We start from the raw sequence: 17,454 nt of genomic DNA, 5'->3' as shown, positions 1-17,454 counted from the left end.
CTTCAGCGGGGTTTTTGCTCTCAGTACAAGTGACCAATATTGACGATGGTGCTCACCGTGTCGCCGAAGAACGTCAGTCGGCTTAATACCAGGCCCACCAGCAGGATGGCGAAAACGGCCTTCTGCATCGGCTGACGCATCATCGTCAGCGCGCAGCCTACCGCACAGCAGGCGAGGCTTCCGAGATAAAGCGGCGAGCTGAGCCACGCGTGGGCAGTCATCTTCATGATGGTTCCCCCGCTCAGCCACATCACCGGCGCGGCAATCATTAGCGCCATCAGCACCAGCACGCCATTGCGCAGGGCGCAGCCAGAGGCGTTCAGCCGCAGCAGCGGCGCGGCGGCGCAGCCCATCACCCAGACGGTGGCGAAGAACAGCATCATGGTGATGCCGTTGGCAATCGCCTGCATCGCAGGGGCGGCGTAGGTCATGCCCTGGACAACAACCAGCAGAATGCCGAACAGGGACGCCAGCAGCGCCGCGCCCTTGTTGCCTTTGGTCAGGAACGCCAGGCCAATCGTGCCGCCGTAAAGCGTTGCGCCCAGAATTTCGCGGCTCAGCCAGGCGTGCTTGAGGTTAATCAGCGCGTTATAGGCGTGCTCCGGGTGCGCCAGGTGCAGGATCGCGGCGATGGACGCCACGCCGAGGATCAGCCCCGTTATCAGCCAGTGAATGCGGTTGCCCTCAAGCTCTCCGCGCAGCGTGCGCCAGGTCAGCAGCAGCGTCATGCCGACGGACATCTGGCTCAGCACGGTGAAAATCACCAGCGGCAGTTCGTACTTTTCCATTATTTATCCCCCGGCTGTTTAGGCTGACGAGCGAGAATAAAGCGCGTTCCCGGATTGAGCTGCGGCATGCGCGGGAAGCCCGGCGGGTACTGCACCGCGTTGTTTGGCAGCGGATCGGCGTCCAGATCGATAAGCGTCAGCGCGCCCACCGGGCAGGCGTTCACGCAGGCCGGGTTCATGCCGATATCCAGACGCTCGTAGCACATGCTGCACTTCTCGGCTTTCTGCGTCTCTTCGTTAAAGCGCGGCGCGCCGTAAGGGCAGTTGCGGATGCAGTTTTTACAGCCGATGCAGCGCTCAGGGTTATGCACCACCACGCCGTCGTCGCGTTTGGTGTACGCCTCAACCGGGCAGGCCGCCAGGCAGGCCGGGTTTTCGCAGTGGTTGCAGGCCAGCGAGAAAAAGGCGCGCTCCTCGTGCGGATAAATTTCTTTATCCAGCGGGTAGACGTTGCGCCAGAAGCGTTCCGGCTCAAGCTGGTTAAAGCTTTTGCAGGCCATTGCGCATCCGCGGCAGCCAATACACTTATCACTGTTCACTAAAAATGCGCGTCTCATGCCTCTACTCCTTCATTCGCGATGAGGACAATGTCTACAAACTGGTCGTGGATCGCCGCGCCCGGCGCGCCGGTGGCCATCAGGCCCATATCGGCCGGGGTATCTTTCACCACGTTTTGCACGTTATAGCTGAGCTTGTTGAACCAGGACTCATACATCACCAGGAAATCTTCCGGCACGTTGGTGGTCACTTTGGCACGCAGCTCCACTTCACCGATCTCGTTGAATACCCGAACTTTCGCCAGGTCGCGGATACCTTTTTTCTCCGCCGCTACCGGGTGGATATAGACGAACGGCTCCGGCCAGAAGACCTGCATCCAGTCGAGGTTAACGAACTGGGAGTGCAGCCCGTACTGCAGGTGCGGCGTAAAGAGGTGGAACGGCAGCTTGCCTTCGGCAGCCGGCAGGTATTCCGGCAGCGCCTTATGGCCGTTTTTCGCACAGCGTTCGGATAAAAATTCATATTTGCCCGACGGCGTTTTGAACTTGCGATCGTGCCAGGCGGCGCTGCTCGGCATTTTGGCCTTCACCGGCCCGTCCAGCAGATCGTCCCAGGAGCTGATGCCAAACTGCTTCGCCAGCCCGTCGTTGAACTCGAGATCCAGCCATTTTTTCTGATCGACATCCTGCGGGAAGGTGCACGAACCCGGCTCCATTTTGTTGATGGTGCGGGAGAGCAGCACGGCAATATCCAGATCGCTCTTGCATTCGTACATCGGCTTGATGGCCGGCTCGTTGACCGTCAGCCAGTAGTGCCAGTAGGAAGACGAGGCGCTCCAGTGCTCGAACGTGGTGGTGACGGGCAGAACAATGTCCGCGTGCTGTACCGTCTCGTTAAAGAACTGGTCAACGCAGACGACCATCTCCAGCTTCTCGAACGCTTTTTCCATCTTGTTGCGGTCAAAGTCCTGCGCGAACGGGTTCTTACAGGCTACCCACAGCATGCGAATCGGCGGATCGTTGGCGTCCAGAATGCTCTGCGCGGTCTGGTTAAGGTTAAGCGCGCGGTCGGCGTATTTGCTCTTTTCGCCGCTGTCGCTGACGAATTCCCCGACCGGGCCTGAGGCACCTTCCATTCCGACCGATCCGACCGGCGGCTTCTGCGTCATGGCATGGTAGTTATAGCCCCAGGTTTGCAGATGGCCGTAGCGCGCGCCGCCGCCTTCTACGCCGATGTTGCCGGTCATCGCCACAAACGCATCGATCGCGCGCACGTTCGCGCCGCCGTTGACGTGGCGCTGCATGCCGTAGCCAATCCAGACGGTGGACGGCTTCACGGCGGTGAACTCTTCGGCAAGCTGACGAATGACGTCCGGGGCCAGGCCACAGATTTCAGAAGCCCACTCGACCGTCACGTTATTGAGCAGGTACTGCTCAAACTCCGGATAGCCGTGGGCATAGTTGTTCACAAAATCCTGGTCCACGCGGCCGATGTCGACCAGGTGGCGGGCCATGCCGAGCGCCAGCGCGCCGTCGGAGCCCGAGCGCACGCGCAGGTAGAGGTCGGCTTTTGCGGCGGTTTGCGAGAACAGCGGATCGATCACGACCACCTTCGCCCCTTTCTCGCGCGCCTCGTAGATGTACTTCATGGAGTGCATGGAGCACCACGCCGGGTTCGCGCCCCAAAGGATGATGTACTTGGCTTTCACCATATCTTCCGGGTCGTTACACCACATGTCGCCCATGTCGTAATGCTGCGCGTCAATGCCCGCAGGCCAGCACGGCGTACCCGCAAAGCGGGTGGTGTAGCCCAGAGAGGACATCATCCCCTCGACGGCATAGCTCATCACGCCGAGGTTGCCGGAGTATTTCGTCAGCGCCAGCCCCAGCAGGGAGCCGTCTTTCTTTTTGATCTCCAGCATTTTGCTGGCAATACGCTGCATCGCTTCATCCCAGGAGATGCGGCGCCATTTACCGCTGCCGCGCCCGTCCTGAATCATCGGATATTTAATGCGGTCCGGAGAGTAAACGCGGCGAGGATAGGTCAGCCCCTTCACGCACGGCGAGCCGTGGGTAAAGGTCGATTCGCTCGCGCCTTCAACGAAGGTGATGACATCATCCTTCACCCAGGTTTTTAAGCTACAGGTGTCATAGCAGTTACGCGGGCAGGCGTTGCGGAAGATTTTGTAGGTCTTCGGATTAAACGGAATCGGCGGCTGCGCCATCGCGCAGCGGGAGGATAATAATCCGCCGGGTAACGCGGCGACCGTGCCTAATGCAATGAGCCCCTTTAAAAAGGAGCGCCTGTTCAGTTGCCCTGTATCAATGCTCATAATATTACTCTCGCTTTTAATTCATCTAACCAATTAGTCATACGATTCGCGACCGATTTGATTGCGGAAGTTTTTGCTTTGTTATTTATTCTTTCAATAAATGTCGGCAGCCATAATTCGACATGTCCCGTCGTGAAGCGGGTTAACGCGTCATGATATTGCGGGGACTGCCTGGCATGAGCGGATAACATCACGATTAATTCCAGCTCAAAGCTAACGTGGTCATCCGGCACGCCGTTTTCATCATTAACAAACAGACCAATGCTGTGTAAAAACTCGCGTACCCCCAGGGTCGTCGGGCCCATTACCATCGGTTCATCATCGATATACACCGAGGCGTAAGGCGCAGCCAGCGGGGCCATGGGGCCGACGAAGAGTGCATTGAAATCATATTCAATATCCAGCCAGATATCGTCATGCCACTCTGCGCTTTCGGGAAGAAGCTGTCGCAAGGCCTTATTTCGGGAGGTCATTTCCGCGGCGTTAAAAAAATCACGCAGCGCCAGACCTGTAGACTCAAATAATGACAGCGCGTCATATATTGAATTGGTGAATATGTTTTTATCATTCATACGAAATGCAAATAATTATCCGCTAAAAATCTCGCAGATATTAGCAATACATTAAATATTTTCTTTGATCAAAGCGGGCAACTCGATTCTTGAAGGAAAAAATCGGAAGGAAAATCGGTAAAAAAAATAGAACTAAAAAAAAGCCGCCTCGTGGAGAGGCGGCTGTGCAGGTGTCGTCTTACTTTCTTTTATTATGCGGTTTTGGTGCGGATCAGGTAGTCGAAGGCGCTCAGCGATGCCTTCGCGCCTTCGCCCGTCGCGATGATGATCTGCTTGTACGGGACGGTTGTGCAGTCACCGGCGGCAAACACGCCCTTCACGCTGGTTTCGCATTTAGCGTCGATGATGATCTCGCCCATGCGGTTGCGCTCAATCGCGCCTTCCAGCCAGGTGGTGTTGGGCAGCAGGCCAATCTGAACAAAGATCCCCGAAAGCTGAACGCTGTGGACGTCTCCGCTTACGCGGTCGCGGTATTCCAGACCGGTCACCTTGCTGCCGTCGCCCTTCACTTCTGTCGTCTGCGCGTTCAGCACGATGTCGACGTTTTTCAGGCTGCGCACTTTGTCCTGCAGCACCTGGTCCGCCTTCATCTCTGGAGCAAACTCCAGCAGCGTCACGTGTTCAACGATCCCCGCCAGGTCGATAGCCGCCTCAACGCCGGAGTTACCGCCGCCGATCACCGCCACGCGCTTGCCTTTAAACAGCGGGCCGTCGCAGTGCGGGCAATAGGTGACGCCTTTGGTGCGATACTGATCTTCACCCGGCACGTTCATGTTGCGCCATTTTGCACCGGTGGCAATGATGATGCTCCGCGCTTTCAATACCGCGCCAGAGGCCGTTTCAATCTGGTGCAGACCTCCTTCAACCGCCGCCGGAACCAGCCTGCTGGCGCTCTGGCTGTCAATCACGTCCACGTCGTAGTCGCTAACGTGCGCCTTCAGGGCGCCTGCCAGCTTCTGACCTTCGGTCTTCGGCACGGAAATGTAGTTTTCGATGTCCACGGTGTCCAGCACCTGGCCGCCGAAACGCTCGCCCATCAGGCCGGTACGAATGCCTTTACGCGCGGAGTACACCGCCGCCGCCGCGCCCGCCGGGCCGGACCCCACGATCAGGACGTCGTAAGCATCGCGTTTGTTCAGCGCTTCCGCCGCGCGTTTTTCCGCGCCGGAATCCACTTTGGCAACGATTTCGCTCAGCGTCATGCGGCCCTGGCCAAACTCCTTGCCGTTCAAATAGACGGCCGGAACGCCCATCACGTTGCGTTCGGTGATTTCATTCTGGTACGTGCCGCCGTCAATCGCCGTATGCTTGATGCGCGGGTTAAGCACCGACATCAGGTTCAGCGCCTGCACCACGTCCGGGCAGTTGTGGCAGGAGAGCGAGTAATAGGTTTCAAACTCAAAGTCACCGTCGATATCGCGGATCTGCTCCAGCAGCGCCTGCGCCTCTTTTGACGGATGACCGCCGGTCCACAGCAGCGCCAGCACCAGCGAGGTAAATTCGTGCCCCAGAGGAGACCCCGCGAAACGCGGCCCCTGGTCGGAGCCCGGGTTGGCGATCAGGAAAGAAGGCTTGCGCACGGCCAGTGAGTTATCTTCCCTGAACGTCACCTTCGGCGACAGCTCGGCGATCTCAGCCAGCAGTTCTTTGATCTCTGCCGATTTCACGCTGTCGTCCAGCGTGGCAATCAGCTCAACGGGTTTGGTCAGTTTCTCAAGGTAGGCCTTGAGCTGGGTTTTCATGTTTGTGTCGAGCATTGTTCTTCCCTCTCTTAAAACGTCATCATGCAAGCTGCCTTATGCGGGCGGCCTGAATGCAACTTGCATCATGGTGCTGAAATAAAATGGGCGCGGGCGCGCCCATAGCTGAAACCATTTCCAGGTATTTCGCGTCAGAGCCAGGCGGCTAGCCTGTGGATCCCCGGAAGCTTACAGAAGTAAGTGACCGGGGTAAGCAGGCGACGCCATGGCAGCCATGGCGTGAAAGACGACGGAAATTTAGATCTTGCCGACCAGGTCCAAAGATGGAGCCAGCGTTGCTTCGCCCTCTTTCCATTTCGCCGGGCACACTTCGCCTGGGTGAGACGCCACGTACTGAGCGGCTTTCACTTTACGCAGCAGGTCAGACGCATCGCGGCCGATACCTTCAGCGGTAACTTCGATAGCCTGGATAATGCCCTGCGGGTCAACGACGAAGGTCGCGCGGTCTGCCAGGCCTTCATCTTCACGCATGTTGTCGAAGTTACGGGTCAGGGCGCCGGTTGGGTCGCCGATCATCGCGTATTTGATTTTCGCGATGGTTTCAGAGCTGCTGTGCCACGCTTTGTGGGTGAAGTGGGTATCGGTAGAAACAGAGTAAACGTCTACGCCCAGCTTCTGCAGCTCTTCATAGTGGTCTGCCACGTCGCCCAGTTCGGTCGGGCAAACGAAGGTGAAGTCAGCCGGATAGAAGAAGAAAACGCTCCAGCGGCCTTCGGTATCTTTCTCGGTCACTTCGATGAATTCACCGTTTTTGAACGCCTGGTTTTTAAAAGGTTTAATTTTGGTGTTAATCAAAGACATCTGTACTTCCTCCGTGTTTTCGTCGAGAGATAAGGTAACCAACTTTGTTCATCGGGGCTAATGCGTATGCTTTATCAAATCAATCAGCCAAACCTAACAACGCGATAAATGCAGGTGAAAACCCTAAACGTAAAAAGGCCGCCTCAGCGGGCGGCCCTGATACCTGAACTTCCCGCAGGTTATTCAGTGCCAGCCTAAGCTGGCGTTGCGTTGCGCTCTACATACCTTTATATCAAGGCCGTAACAGCGCGTTAATTACATCACCCAGGTGAATAATGGGCAATCCGCAACAGTAGCAATCTTGTCTATGATTACGATAGGTTTTACCGAACATGCCGCGCACAGTCCGCCCTTCGGGAACATTATTAATGAGAATTAATTACAATAGCGGATAAAAAGGGTAAAACCGACAAGCGGGAATAATAGGATGAGGAGGAAGTATAACGACGGATTATCTCTAAAAAAAAATCCTCACATTTTACGAGTAAAAATATCTTCAACTTAATTAAAGTTCTATTTCAATAATCGAGCAACGTGATATATTTAGTAAATATTCAAATAGTTTTAAGTTAGCCAATCACAAGGATTGTAAATGGTTAACCTCGAACTATAGTTACCGATTATGTACTAGAACCCGCAACGTCAGCTCACTCAGGATGAACTATGGCCAACCTTTACGACCTTAAAAAATTCGACCTCAACCTTTTAGTCATTTTTGAGTGTATTTACCAAAACCTCAGCATCAGTAAAGCGGCGGAGACGCTCTACATTACCCCTTCGGCCGTGAGCCAGTCGCTTCAACGCCTGCGCACGCAGCTGAACGATCCTTTATTCATTCGTGCCGGAAAGGGCATTACCCCCACGACGGTCGGCGTCAATCTGCATCATCATCTTGAGCAAAACCTCAACCAGATTGAGCAGACCATCAACATAATGAATGAGTCAGAGCTGAAGAAGAATTTTGTGATTTATTGTCCGCAAATTGTCGCTAAAGGACGGCTCACCGACTTTTTACGACAGCTGCTTCAGGAGGAGAATTATGAAGTTGATCAATACGATATGGTCCTTTCCCCTGAAACGGCAGAAGATCTGTTGGCCTACCGCAAAGCCGATCTGGTTTTCACCTTCGCACCGGTAAATAACCGCTCCGTGATCTGTACTCATTTTCTGCAGTTTCCGATGGTGTTAGTTGGGCGCAGCGACCATCCTCGATTCAGAGAAAACATGACGCACGAAGAGCTGCTGCAGGAGAAATTCACCCAGCTCAGAAGCCAGGAGTCCGGCATCAGAGAGTTCCAAATGCAGGTTGAAAAGCTTTTTCCGGAACGGAGTATTGCGTTTCGCAGCGACTCGTATATATCGATACTGAACGTTATTAGCACGACCGACCTATTAGGCTATGTACCCACACCTATATTTGAACAATATAAAGATAGCTTGCATTTAAAAACCGTAGATATATGTTTCAAATTACCAAAGCCGGACGTCTATATGCAATATAACCGCTCTGCATTAAACAACCGAATCTTCGCGCAGTTCATCGAAAAAATAAAACACTAGCCGCCATAATTGTTTCACAATTGTTAATCATCACATTGTGAAACAGTTCTGCACGCCATTCTTCTAAAATTCACCTTGCCGTAGAGGGTTTGTTATTACATATTGACTCGGGTAACTATCTGATTTTGGACATTCATACTCAGGAAGAGATTGAATATGTCACTCTATAAATACCCGCTCGTTCAAAACGTACTTGAAGCCTCGCAGGAGCGCATTGAGTGGTCCCTTGAAAATTTCCCCCGGGTTTGCGTCTCTTTTTCCGGGGGGAAAGATTCTACCGTTATGCTGCACCTGACGGCGCAATTAGCCCGTAAACGAAATAAAAAAATTAGCGTCCTCTTCATCGACTGGGAAGCACAATTCTCCTGCACCATCGAGCATGTTATGAACATGCGAGAAGCGTACCGGGACGTGATTGATAACTTCTTCTGGGTCGCGCTCCCGCTTACCACCCAAAACGCCCTTTCCCAGTACCAGCCTGAATGGCAGTGCTGGGAACCGGGGGCAAAATGGGTGCGCCAACCTCCGGCGGAGGCTATTACCTCCCCTGACTATTTCGATTTCTATCAACCGGGCATGACCTTCGAGGAGTTTGTCCGTTCATTTTCCGACTGGTTTGCCAGCAATCGCCCTGCCGCCGTCATGATCGGCATTCGCGCGGACGAGTCCTATAACCGCTTTTTGACCATCGCCAACGCGCGCAAGCAGCGGTTTGCCGACGATAAGCCCTGGACGACCGTCGCACCCGGCGGGCACGCATGGTATCTCTATCCCATCTACGACTGGAAAACGGCCGATCTGTGGACCTGGTTCGCCAAAACCGGCAATAGCTATAACCCGCTGTATGACCTGATGTTTCAGGCGGGCGTCCCTCCGCGCTACATGCGCATCTGTGAACCGTTTGGCCCAGAGCAGCGCCAGGGGCTGTGGCTTTATCACGTCATTGAACCCGATCGCTGGGCCGCCATGTGCGAGCGCGTCAGCGGCGCACGAAGCGGCGGCATCTATGCAGGCCAGGATAACCATTTCTACGGGCACCGCAAAATCCTCAAGCCCGAGAGCCTCAGCTGGAAAGAATATGCCCTGCTGCTGCTCGACAGCATGCCGCAAAATACGGCGGAACATTACCGCAATAAAATCGCCGTTTATTTGCACTGGTACATCAATAAAGGCATGCCCGATATTCCAGATACCCAGGACGGCGATATCGGTTCAAAAGACATTCCCTCCTGGCGACGCATTTGCAAGGTCCTTCTCAATAACGACTACTGGTGCCGGGCATTATCCTTTAGCCCCAACAAGCCAAAACACTACAAGCGCTACAGCGACCGGATTAAATTGAAACGTAAGGAATGGAATATATTATGCAACAGCGACTGATCGACGAAATGAAAATATATCTTCAGTCACTTCCTGAAACGCAGCGAATTGACGCCATCAACGCCTTTCGTCAGGCGATACATGAAACCAGCCCTTTTCGCGAGCAGCCCGTTGACTGCGTGCTGTGGATCAAACAGGACGATATAACCGCCAATGACTACAACCCGAATAACGTCGCGCCGCCGGAAAAGCGATTATTGAGCAAATCCCTCGAGCTGGACGGCTTCACCCAGCCGATTGTCGTCACGGAAAGCGAAGCGCAGCATTATGAAATTATCGACGGCTTTCATCGCCACGAAATTGGCAAAAACAGAGCCACGCTAAAACGGCAGCTAAAGGGGTATTTACCCGTTACCTGCCTGCGAAAAGACCGTCAGGATAAATACAACCGCATGGCGGCGACGATTCGCCACAACCGCGCCCGAGGACGGCACCAGATCCACGCGATGTCGGAGATTGTGCGCGAACTTGTGCAGCTCGGCTGGGACGATGTGAGGGTGGGAAAAGAGCTGGGCATGGACAGCGACGAAGTGCTGCGCCTGAAGCAGATTAACGGCCTGCTGGAGCTATTTGCAGACCGTCGCTACTCACAGGCCTGGACGGTAAAATAGTCAGAGCGTATTCAGGCGCTCTGCCGCCGCGAGAAGCGTCGATTCCTGCTTCGCGAAGCACAGGCGAATCAGCCTGTGCGGGAAGGGATCGGCGCAGAATACCGACAGCGGGATCGCCGCAACCCCAACCTCTTTCGTCAGCCACTGGCAAAAGCTCACGTCGTCCAGATCGGAAATGGCGCTGTAGTCGGCCAGCAGGAAGTAGGTGCCTTCGCACGGCAAAATCTCAAGGCGGCTCTGGCTTAATGCACTAACGAAGCGATCCCTGCGCGCGCGGTAAAAATCCGGCAGCTCGCGATAATGCTCCGGCTGCGCGCGCAGCATATCCGCCAGCGCCAGCTGCGCCGGCGTGTTCACCGCAAAGGTTAAATACTGATGCACCTTTCGCAGCTCCGCGCTGATGGCCGAAGGTGCAACGCAGTAGCCCACCTTCCAGCCGGTCATGTGGTAGGTTTTGCCAAAGGATGAGACGGCGACGGCGCGCTCGCGAAGCTGCGGATGTGCCAGCACGCTGGCATGCCCTTCCTTTGCAAAACAGATGTGCTCATACACCTCATCGCTCAGGACATAGATCTCGCGCTCGGCAATCGCCTGCCATAGCGCGGCGAAGTCCGCTTTCTGCCACACCGTGGCGGACGGGTTGTGCGGCGTGTTCAGAATGACAAGACGGGTTTTGTCGCTCAGCTGCGCGGCAAACGCCTGCCAGTCCGGGCGGAAATGCGGCGGCTGAAGCGCGATGCGTTTCACTACGCCGCCGGAAAGTTCTACCGCAGGCGCGTAGCTGTCATAGCTCGGGTCAAAGCAAATGACCTCATCACCGCTTCGCACCAGCGCGGTAATCGCGGCATACAGCGCTTCTGTTGCCCCCGCCGTCACCGTGATGTCGCTGTTTGCATCCGGCCTGTGGCCGTAAAGTTCCGCGGTTTTATCGGCAATCGCTTCCCGCAGCGCCTGCACGCCGGTCATCGGCGCATACTGGTTTGCGCCCTGCGCCACGTGATGCGCCAGGCGCTCCTGCAGATAGGATGGACCATCAAAATCCGGGAACCCCTGCGAAAGATTGATGGCGTTATGCTGCTGAGCCAGCGCGCTCATCCGGGTAAAGATGGTTGTGCCTAAATCAGGAAGCTTACTTTTTGGAATCAATGGGTTGTTGCTCATTGCGCTGCGCCTGTTTGTAATACTTATGTTGCTGCCACTATAACACGATGTTACTCTTTGGCAATCAAGACGCTTAGACGTCTAAACGATATAAATATTCCTGGCCGGGAGGGTAAAGGAAAATGACGGACAACCTGCAGCTTGCACATCTGGTCGACGCCTGCCGCTGGATCGGCGCCAAAGGCTGGGCGCCCGCCACGGGCGGAAATATGTCGATACGTCAGGACGCGCGCCTGTGCTGGCTTAGCGAATCCGGCAAGGACAAGGGCAGCCTGACGACCGACGATTTTCTCCAGGTCGAGATCGCCACCAACCGCGCGCCGTCCGGCCGCAGGCCGTCGGCAGAAACCGGGCTGCATACCCTGATCTATCGCCTATTCCCGGAGGCCAACGCCGTGCTGCACGTTCACACGGTTAACGCCACGGTGCTCTCCAGGCTGGTGAAAGAGGATGAACTCCACCTCAGCGGCTTTGAGATGCAAAAATCCCTCGCCGGGCAGACCACGCATCGGGATACGGTGGCTATCCCGGTCTTTGACAACGACCAGGACATCGACGCCCTCGCCGCCCGAATCGCCCGCTCCGCGCAGGCGCGCCCGTTTAATTATGGTTTTCTTCTGCGCGGCCATGGCTTAACCTGCTGGGGGCGCGACGTGGCTGAAGCCCGCCGTCACCTGGAAGGATTAGAGTTTTTATTCGAATGCGAGATGCGTTTACGACAACTGGAGAGAGTATGATTCGCGCGATTGTGACGGATATTGAAGGGACCACCAGCGATATTCGTTTTGTCCATAACGTTTTGTTCCCCTACGCGCGCGCGCGTCTGGCGGCGTTTGTCACCGCCCAGCAGTACGCCGAGCCGGTCAAATCAATTCTGGACAACCTGCGCGATGAAATCAGCAATCCGAACGCCTCCACGGGTGAGCTTATCGACGCGCTGTTTGCGTTTATGGATGAAGACCGAAAATCCACGGCGCTGAAGGCGCTGCAGGGCATCATCTGGCACGACGGCTACGTCAACGGCGACTTTACCGGCCACCTCTACCCGGACGTCCTGCCCGCGCTGGAAAAATGGAAGTCGCAGGGTATTGATCTCTATGTTTATTCCTCCGGTTCCGTTGCCGCGCAGAAACTGCTATTTGGCTACAGCGACGAAGGTGATATTACTCATCTGTTCAGCGGCTATTTTGATACGCGCATCGGCGCCAAGCGCGAGGTGCAGTCCTATCAGAACATCGCGGCGCAAACGGGCATTGCCCCGTCGCAGATCCTGTTCTTGTCCGACATTCACCAGGAGCTGGACGCCGCCGAGCAGGCCGGCTTTCGCACCCTGCAGCTGATTCGCGGTGACGACGACGGCGCAAGCCATCATCACCAGGTCCACCAGTTTGACGAGATTAATCCGGAGCAGATCCCTTCATGAGCGCATTGACCCTCTATTCCGACAAAGACGCCAGCCAGCCCCAGTGGCACAGCACCGACGCCGATGAAATCGCCCAAAAGCTTAACGCCAGAGGCGTGCGCTTCGAGCGCTGGGCGGCGGATCGTGATTTAGGCCGCGATCCCGCGCCGGAGACGGTGATCGACGCCTATCAGCACGCGATCGACAGGCTAGTCGCGGAGAAAGGCTATCAAAGCTGGGACGTCATTAGCCTGCGCGCCGATAACCCGCAGAAAGAAGCGCTGCGCGCGAAGTTCCTGAACGAACACACCCACGGCGAAGACGAAGTGCGTTTCTTCGTGGAAGGTGCGGGGCTGTTCTGCCTGCACATTGGCGATGAGGTGTACCAGGTTCTGTGCGAGAAGAACGACCTGATTTCGGTGCCCGCCGGCACGCCGCACTGGTTTGATATGGGCTCCGAGCCGAACTTTACCGCCATTCGCATCTTCGATAACCCCGAAGGATGGATCGCGCAGTTTACCGGTGATGCGATCGCGGATGCGTATCCAAAGCTGGCATAGGTAAAAGCAAAACGGCAGCTATAGCTGCCGTTTTTAGTGTTTGCTCCCTCTCCCTGTGGGAGAGGGTCGGGGTGAGGGCATCAGGCCGCTGGAGCTTCAACGCTCCAGCCCCTTCATATACCCCACCAGCTGATCCAGCACAATCCCCCACCCTTCGTGGAAGCCCATCTGCTCGTGCTGCTCGCGGATTTCCTTCGTCGCATGACGCGCAATCGCCGTGTAGCGCGTTTTCCCCTCCCCGACGTCTTCCAGCAGCAGGATCGCGGTCATAAACGGTTTTTCGGCAGGCTTCCAGCCTTCGGTATAGCCGTCGGTGAATACCAGCTTTTTACCCGGGTCAATCTCCAGAAATACGCCCCGGTTGTCCATCCGCTGGCCGTCCACCTCAAATACGGTGTTGAAACGCCCGCCGACGCGCAGGTCGAGATCGCATTCGGTCACCTTATGGGGAGCGGGAATAAAGAAGTTTTTTATGTGCTCCGGCGTAGTCCAGCAGAGCCACAGCAGGTCGCGCGGGGCGTCCACCACGCGCTCCAGTTTTAAGTCTGTTTCAGGATCAAGCGTCACGATACTGTCCTCGAAAAGGAACCCTCTGAAAGGATAGCCCGGGTCAGGCAAATTTTCCCGACGCCACCTCTTCAGGCGTGACCACGCCCGTATCAAGGACCCATCCGCTTATCAGCGCCGCTGGCGTCACGTCGAACGCCGGGTTGTAAACCCGCGCGTTTTCCGGCGCCCACTGCACCGCGCCAAAGCTTCCGGCCACGCCCGTCACCTCACCGGCGGCGCGCTGCTCAATCGGGATCGCCTCGCCGTTCGGGCAGCCAGGGTCAAGCGTGGTCTGCGGCGCGGCAACGTAGAACGGAATACCGTGGAATTTCGCCAGCACCGCCAGGGAATAGGTGCCAATTTTGTTCGCCACGTCGCCGTTGGCGGCGATGCGATCGGCCCCGACCCACACGGCGTCTACCTGCCCTTTTGCCATCAGGCTGGCGGCCATAGAGTCGGTGATGAGCCGATACGGCACGCCCAGCTCGCCCAGCTCCCACGCGGTCAGCCTGCCGCCCTGCAAGAGCGGACGGGTTTCATCCACCCAGACGTTGCTAACGTTACCCTCATGATGCGCGCGAGCAATCACGCCCAGCGCCGTTCCGACGCCCGCGGTCGCCAGCCCGCCGGTATTACAGTGGGTCAACAGGCGGCTGCCGGGCTTCACCAGCGCGCTACCCGCTTTCGCAATCGCGTCGCAAAGCTGTCTGTCTTCCTCAATCAGGCGCAGCGCTTCGGCCACCAGGGCCGGAACATACTCTTCCTGCCACAGCGCCTGCTTCATGCGGTCGAGATTGTTCATCAGGTTCACCGCCGTCGGGCGCGAGGCGCGCAGCGTTTCCAGCGCCGCCGCCAGCGCGTCGCGGCTGTCGCCGTTTTCCGCCATCAGCGCCAGCAGCAGGCTTGCGGAGAGGCCAATCAGCGGCGCGCCGCGCACGCGCAGGGCGTGAATATGGCCCACCAGCGCCTCGACGCTGGAGGCGTCCAGCCAGCGTTTCTCCTGCGGAAGCGCCTGCTGATCGAGAATAAAGAGCTGATTATCCGCCACCCGCAGGCTGGTCGTCTGTAATGTCTGCATGTCGTTAATTCTCTGTTGCGTTGTTGTAGCACATTGTGTCAGGATGAAATCCAGATGTATAGACGTCTACATGTCTTTAATTAGCAAAACGCGCGAGGAGCAGGCCATGTCGCAATACCGTACCTTTACCGCCCAGGACGCCGTGGAGTATGCCAGGCAGTTCGGCGGCGTTGATAACCCATCATCGCTGGTGGAGGCGCAGGAGGTGGGCGACGGCAACCTCAATCTGGTATTCAAGATTTTCGACAGCGCAGGCGCCAGCCGCGCGATCGTCAAGCAGGCGCTGCCCTACGTGCGCTGCGTCGGCGAATCCTGGCCGCTGACGCTGGACCGCGCGCGGCTTGAGGCGCAAACGCTGGTCGAGCACTATCGGCACAGTCCGCAGCACACGGTGAAAATCCACCACTTTGACCCGGACCTGGCGGCGATGGTGATGGAAGATCTCTCCAGCCACCGCATCTGGCGCGGCGAGCTGATTAAGAATGTCTATTACCCGCAGGCCGCTCGCCAGCTGGGTGAATATCTTGCCCACGCGCTGTTCCACACCAGCGACTTTTATCTGCACCCGCACGAGAAAAAGGCGCAGGTGGCGCAGTTCATCAACCCGGAGATGTGCGAGATCACCGAGGATCTGTTCTTCAACGATCCGTATCAGATCCACGCGCGCAACAGCTACCCGGCCGAGCTGGAAAACGACGTAGCCGCCCTGCGCGACGACGCGCAGCTGAAGGTTGCGGTAGCCTCCCTGAAGCATCGCTTCTTCTCACAGGCCGAAGCGCTGCTGCACGGCGATATTCACAGCGGGTCGATCTTCGTGGCGGAAGACAGCCTGAAGGCCATCGACGCCGAGTTCGGCTACTTCGGTCCGATTGGCTTTGATATCGGCACCGCCATCGGCAACCTGCTGCTGAACTTCTGCGGCCTGCCGGGACACCTCGGCATCCGCGATGCCGCCGCCGCCCGCGAGCAGCGCCTGACCGACATCCAGGAGCTTTGGCACGCTTTTGCCGAACGCTTCCAGGCGCTGGCAAGCGAAAAAACGCGCGACGCCGCGCTCGCCGCGCCGGGCTATGCCTCCGCGTTTCTGAAAAAAGCGTGGACGGACGCCGTTGGCTTTTGCGGTACCGAGCTGATCCGCCGCAGCGTCGGGCTATCGCACGTGGCCGACATCGACACCATTCAGGACGAAGCAATGCGCCATGAGTGCCTGCGCCACGCCGTTACGCTCGGCAGAGCGCTGATTATGATTGCCGATCGCATCGATAGCGTAGAAGAGCTGGTGGCGCGGGTGCGGCAGTACAGCTGAGTGCTTTACTCCCTCAGCCCCCCTGGGAGAGGGCAAGAGTGAGGGGTTCAGGCAGCACTCCCCCCCAACGTCCTGCGCGCCGCGTTTGAGAAAGTGGAATCCTTCCCCCGTTAATCGCGCCGACCGTCTATACCTAATGATGATTCTCCCCCTTCCCAACACGAGGTCATCATGCAGATCGATTTAACAGGTAAGAAAGCGCTGGTTACCGGTGCCAGCCGCGGGCTGGGCCGCGCCATTGCCCTTTCGCTGGTAAAGGCCGGGGCCGACGTGGTCATTACGTATGAAAAATCTGCCGATAAGGCGCAGGCGGTCGCCGAAGAAATAAAAGCGTTGGGGCGGCACGGCGAGGCCATTCAGGCCGACAGCGCCAGCGCCCAGGCGATTCAGGATGCCGTAACCCATGCGGCGCGCTCCCTCGGCGGGCTGGACATTCTGGTCAACAACGCCGGGATCGCGCGCGGCGGCCCGCTGGAGACCATGACGCTGGCTGACATCGACGCGCTGATCAACGTCAACATCCGCGGCGTGGTGATCGCCACCCAGGCGGCGCTCGTTCACCTTTCGGACGGCGGGCGAATCATCAACATCGGCAGCTGTCTGGCAAACCGCGTGGCGATGCCGGGTATTGCCGTCTATTCGATGACCAAATCGGCGCTCAACTCCCTCACCCGCGGGCTGGCGCGAGACCTCGGGCCGCGCGGCATCACGGTCAATCTCGTGCATCCCGGCCCGACGAACAGCGATATGAACCCGGAAGACGGTGAACAGGCCGACGCGCAGCGCCAGATGATTGCCGTCGGCCATTACGGCCAGCCGGAAGACATCGCGGCGGCAGTCACGTTTCTTGCCAGCCCGGCCGCCGGGCAGATCTCCGGCACGGGGCTGGACGTGGACGGCGGTTTGAACGCCTGATCGCATATTTTCTGCACGCCTCTGCCGCCCGGCAGAGGCGTTTTCGAGCCGCCTCGACGGTTTGCGTTTTGCCGCTTTCTCCCGCGCGCTGCCCGCCCTACAGTGAACATAAGAAATTCGGAATTTATCTAATAGTCTTATTATTTCCTTATATTTTATGTGGGCGTACAGTGGAGGTACG

17 protein-coding genes are annotated in these 17,454 nt (G+C 57.0%); 8 read left to right on the top strand and 9 right to left on the bottom strand.

Annotated elements, in window-relative coordinates; translation table 11 throughout:
* Positions 1–20: 20 nt before the first annotated feature.
* From V1599_RS08625 to ahpC, 6 genes are all read right to left on the bottom strand, one after another.
* Complete coding sequence (locus V1599_RS08625) at positions 21–788, bottom strand: DmsC/YnfH family molybdoenzyme membrane anchor subunit (RefSeq protein WP_112011541.1); 768 nt, start codon at positions 786–788, stop codon at positions 21–23.
* Entirely contained in the window at positions 788–1,345 is a 558-nt protein-coding gene (locus tag V1599_RS08620) for a 4Fe-4S dicluster domain-containing protein (protein ID WP_112011542.1), read from the bottom strand. The genes V1599_RS08625 and V1599_RS08620 overlap by 1 nt, the downstream gene beginning before the upstream one ends.
* The gene (locus V1599_RS08615; RefSeq protein WP_395301368.1) at positions 1,342–3,618 is read right to left on the bottom strand and encodes a molybdopterin-dependent oxidoreductase; all 2,277 of its coding nucleotides are present in this window, start codon (positions 3,616–3,618) and stop codon (positions 1,342–1,344) included. The genes V1599_RS08620 and V1599_RS08615 overlap by 4 nt, the downstream gene beginning before the upstream one ends.
* Positions 3,615–4,190 (bottom strand): molecular chaperone, encoded by a 576-nt coding sequence (locus V1599_RS08610; protein WP_112011544.1) that lies wholly within the window; start codon positions 4,188–4,190, stop codon positions 3,615–3,617. The genes V1599_RS08615 and V1599_RS08610 overlap by 4 nt, the downstream gene beginning before the upstream one ends.
* A 191-nt stretch (positions 4,191–4,381) precedes the next feature.
* Positions 4,382–5,947 carry an alkyl hydroperoxide reductase subunit F gene (ahpF, locus tag V1599_RS08605; protein WP_395301367.1) on the bottom strand — a complete coding sequence of 522 codons (1,566 nt, stop codon included), beginning with the start codon at positions 5,945–5,947 and terminating at the stop codon, positions 4,382–4,384.
* Positions 5,948–6,187: 240 nt separating this feature from the next.
* Positions 6,188–6,751, bottom strand: coding sequence for an alkyl hydroperoxide reductase subunit C (gene ahpC, locus V1599_RS08600; RefSeq protein WP_014882974.1), 564 nt, complete (start codon positions 6,749–6,751; stop codon positions 6,188–6,190).
* A gap of 663 nt (positions 6,752–7,414) precedes the next feature.
* On the opposite strand from ahpC, the gene V1599_RS08595 reads away from it, so the two are divergent.
* From V1599_RS08595 to V1599_RS08585, 3 genes are all read left to right on the top strand, one after another.
* Positions 7,415–8,311, top strand: a complete 897-nt coding sequence (locus V1599_RS08595) for a LysR family transcriptional regulator (RefSeq protein ID WP_395301366.1) — start codon at positions 7,415–7,417, stop codon at positions 8,309–8,311.
* 156 nt (positions 8,312–8,467) lie between these two features.
* Positions 8,468–9,691, top strand: a complete 1,224-nt coding sequence (locus V1599_RS08590; protein WP_395301365.1) for a phosphoadenosine phosphosulfate reductase — start codon at positions 8,468–8,470, stop codon at positions 9,689–9,691.
* Complete coding sequence (locus V1599_RS08585) at positions 9,676–10,302, top strand: ParB/RepB/Spo0J family partition protein (RefSeq protein WP_112011548.1); 627 nt, start codon at positions 9,676–9,678, stop codon at positions 10,300–10,302. The genes V1599_RS08590 and V1599_RS08585 overlap by 16 nt, the downstream gene beginning before the upstream one ends.
* Here V1599_RS08585 and V1599_RS08580 read toward each other — a convergent pair whose 3' ends face one another.
* The gene (locus tag V1599_RS08580; RefSeq protein WP_112011549.1) at positions 10,303–11,463 is read right to left on the bottom strand and encodes a pyridoxal phosphate-dependent aminotransferase; all 1,161 of its coding nucleotides are present in this window, start codon (positions 11,461–11,463) and stop codon (positions 10,303–10,305) included.
* A gap of 122 nt (positions 11,464–11,585) precedes the next feature.
* Between V1599_RS08580 and V1599_RS08575 the strand changes: the two genes are divergently transcribed.
* From V1599_RS08575 to V1599_RS08565, 3 genes are read left to right on the top strand one after another with little or no spacing between them, the layout of a single operon-like run.
* The gene (locus tag V1599_RS08575; protein ID WP_395301364.1) at positions 11,586–12,200 is read left to right on the top strand and encodes a methylthioribulose 1-phosphate dehydratase; all 615 of its coding nucleotides are present in this window, start codon (positions 11,586–11,588) and stop codon (positions 12,198–12,200) included.
* Positions 12,197–12,886, top strand: a complete 690-nt coding sequence (mtnC, locus tag V1599_RS08570) for an acireductone synthase (protein WP_395301363.1) — start codon at positions 12,197–12,199, stop codon at positions 12,884–12,886. Before V1599_RS08575 ends, mtnC begins: the two co-directional genes overlap by 4 nt.
* On the top strand, positions 12,883–13,425 hold the full coding sequence (locus V1599_RS08565) for a 1,2-dihydroxy-3-keto-5-methylthiopentene dioxygenase (protein WP_395301362.1): 543 nt from the start codon (positions 12,883–12,885) through the stop codon (positions 13,423–13,425). The genes mtnC and V1599_RS08565 overlap by 4 nt, the downstream gene beginning before the upstream one ends.
* A gap of 96 nt (positions 13,426–13,521) precedes the next feature.
* Here V1599_RS08565 and V1599_RS08560 read toward each other — a convergent pair whose 3' ends face one another.
* Both V1599_RS08560 and mtnA read right to left on the bottom strand, forming a co-directional pair.
* On the bottom strand, positions 13,522–13,992 hold the full coding sequence (locus V1599_RS08560) for an SRPBCC family protein (RefSeq protein WP_395301361.1): 471 nt from the start codon (positions 13,990–13,992) through the stop codon (positions 13,522–13,524).
* A gap of 43 nt (positions 13,993–14,035) precedes the next feature.
* Positions 14,036–15,052 carry an S-methyl-5-thioribose-1-phosphate isomerase gene (gene mtnA / locus V1599_RS08555; RefSeq protein ID WP_395301360.1) on the bottom strand — a complete coding sequence of 339 codons (1,017 nt, stop codon included), beginning with the start codon at positions 15,050–15,052 and terminating at the stop codon, positions 14,036–14,038.
* A 106-nt stretch (positions 15,053–15,158) separates the two neighbouring features.
* Here mtnA and mtnK point away from each other — a divergent pair, with 106 nt between their 5' ends.
* Positions 15,159–16,358: an S-methyl-5-thioribose kinase gene (mtnK, locus tag V1599_RS08550; protein WP_395301359.1), complete on the top strand. Its 1,200-nt coding sequence runs from the start codon at positions 15,159–15,161 to the stop codon at positions 16,356–16,358.
* Positions 16,359–16,529: 171 nt separating this feature from the next.
* Complete coding sequence (locus V1599_RS08545) at positions 16,530–17,273, top strand: SDR family NAD(P)-dependent oxidoreductase (RefSeq protein WP_395301358.1); 744 nt, start codon at positions 16,530–16,532, stop codon at positions 17,271–17,273.
* Positions 17,274–17,454: the final 181 nt, after the last annotated feature.

The organism is Enterobacter sp. ECC-175, from assembly GCF_043968675.1.
Taxonomy (GTDB): Bacteria; Pseudomonadota; Gammaproteobacteria; order Enterobacterales; family Enterobacteriaceae; genus Enterobacter.
This window is presented reverse-complemented; position numbering and strand designations above follow the sequence as displayed.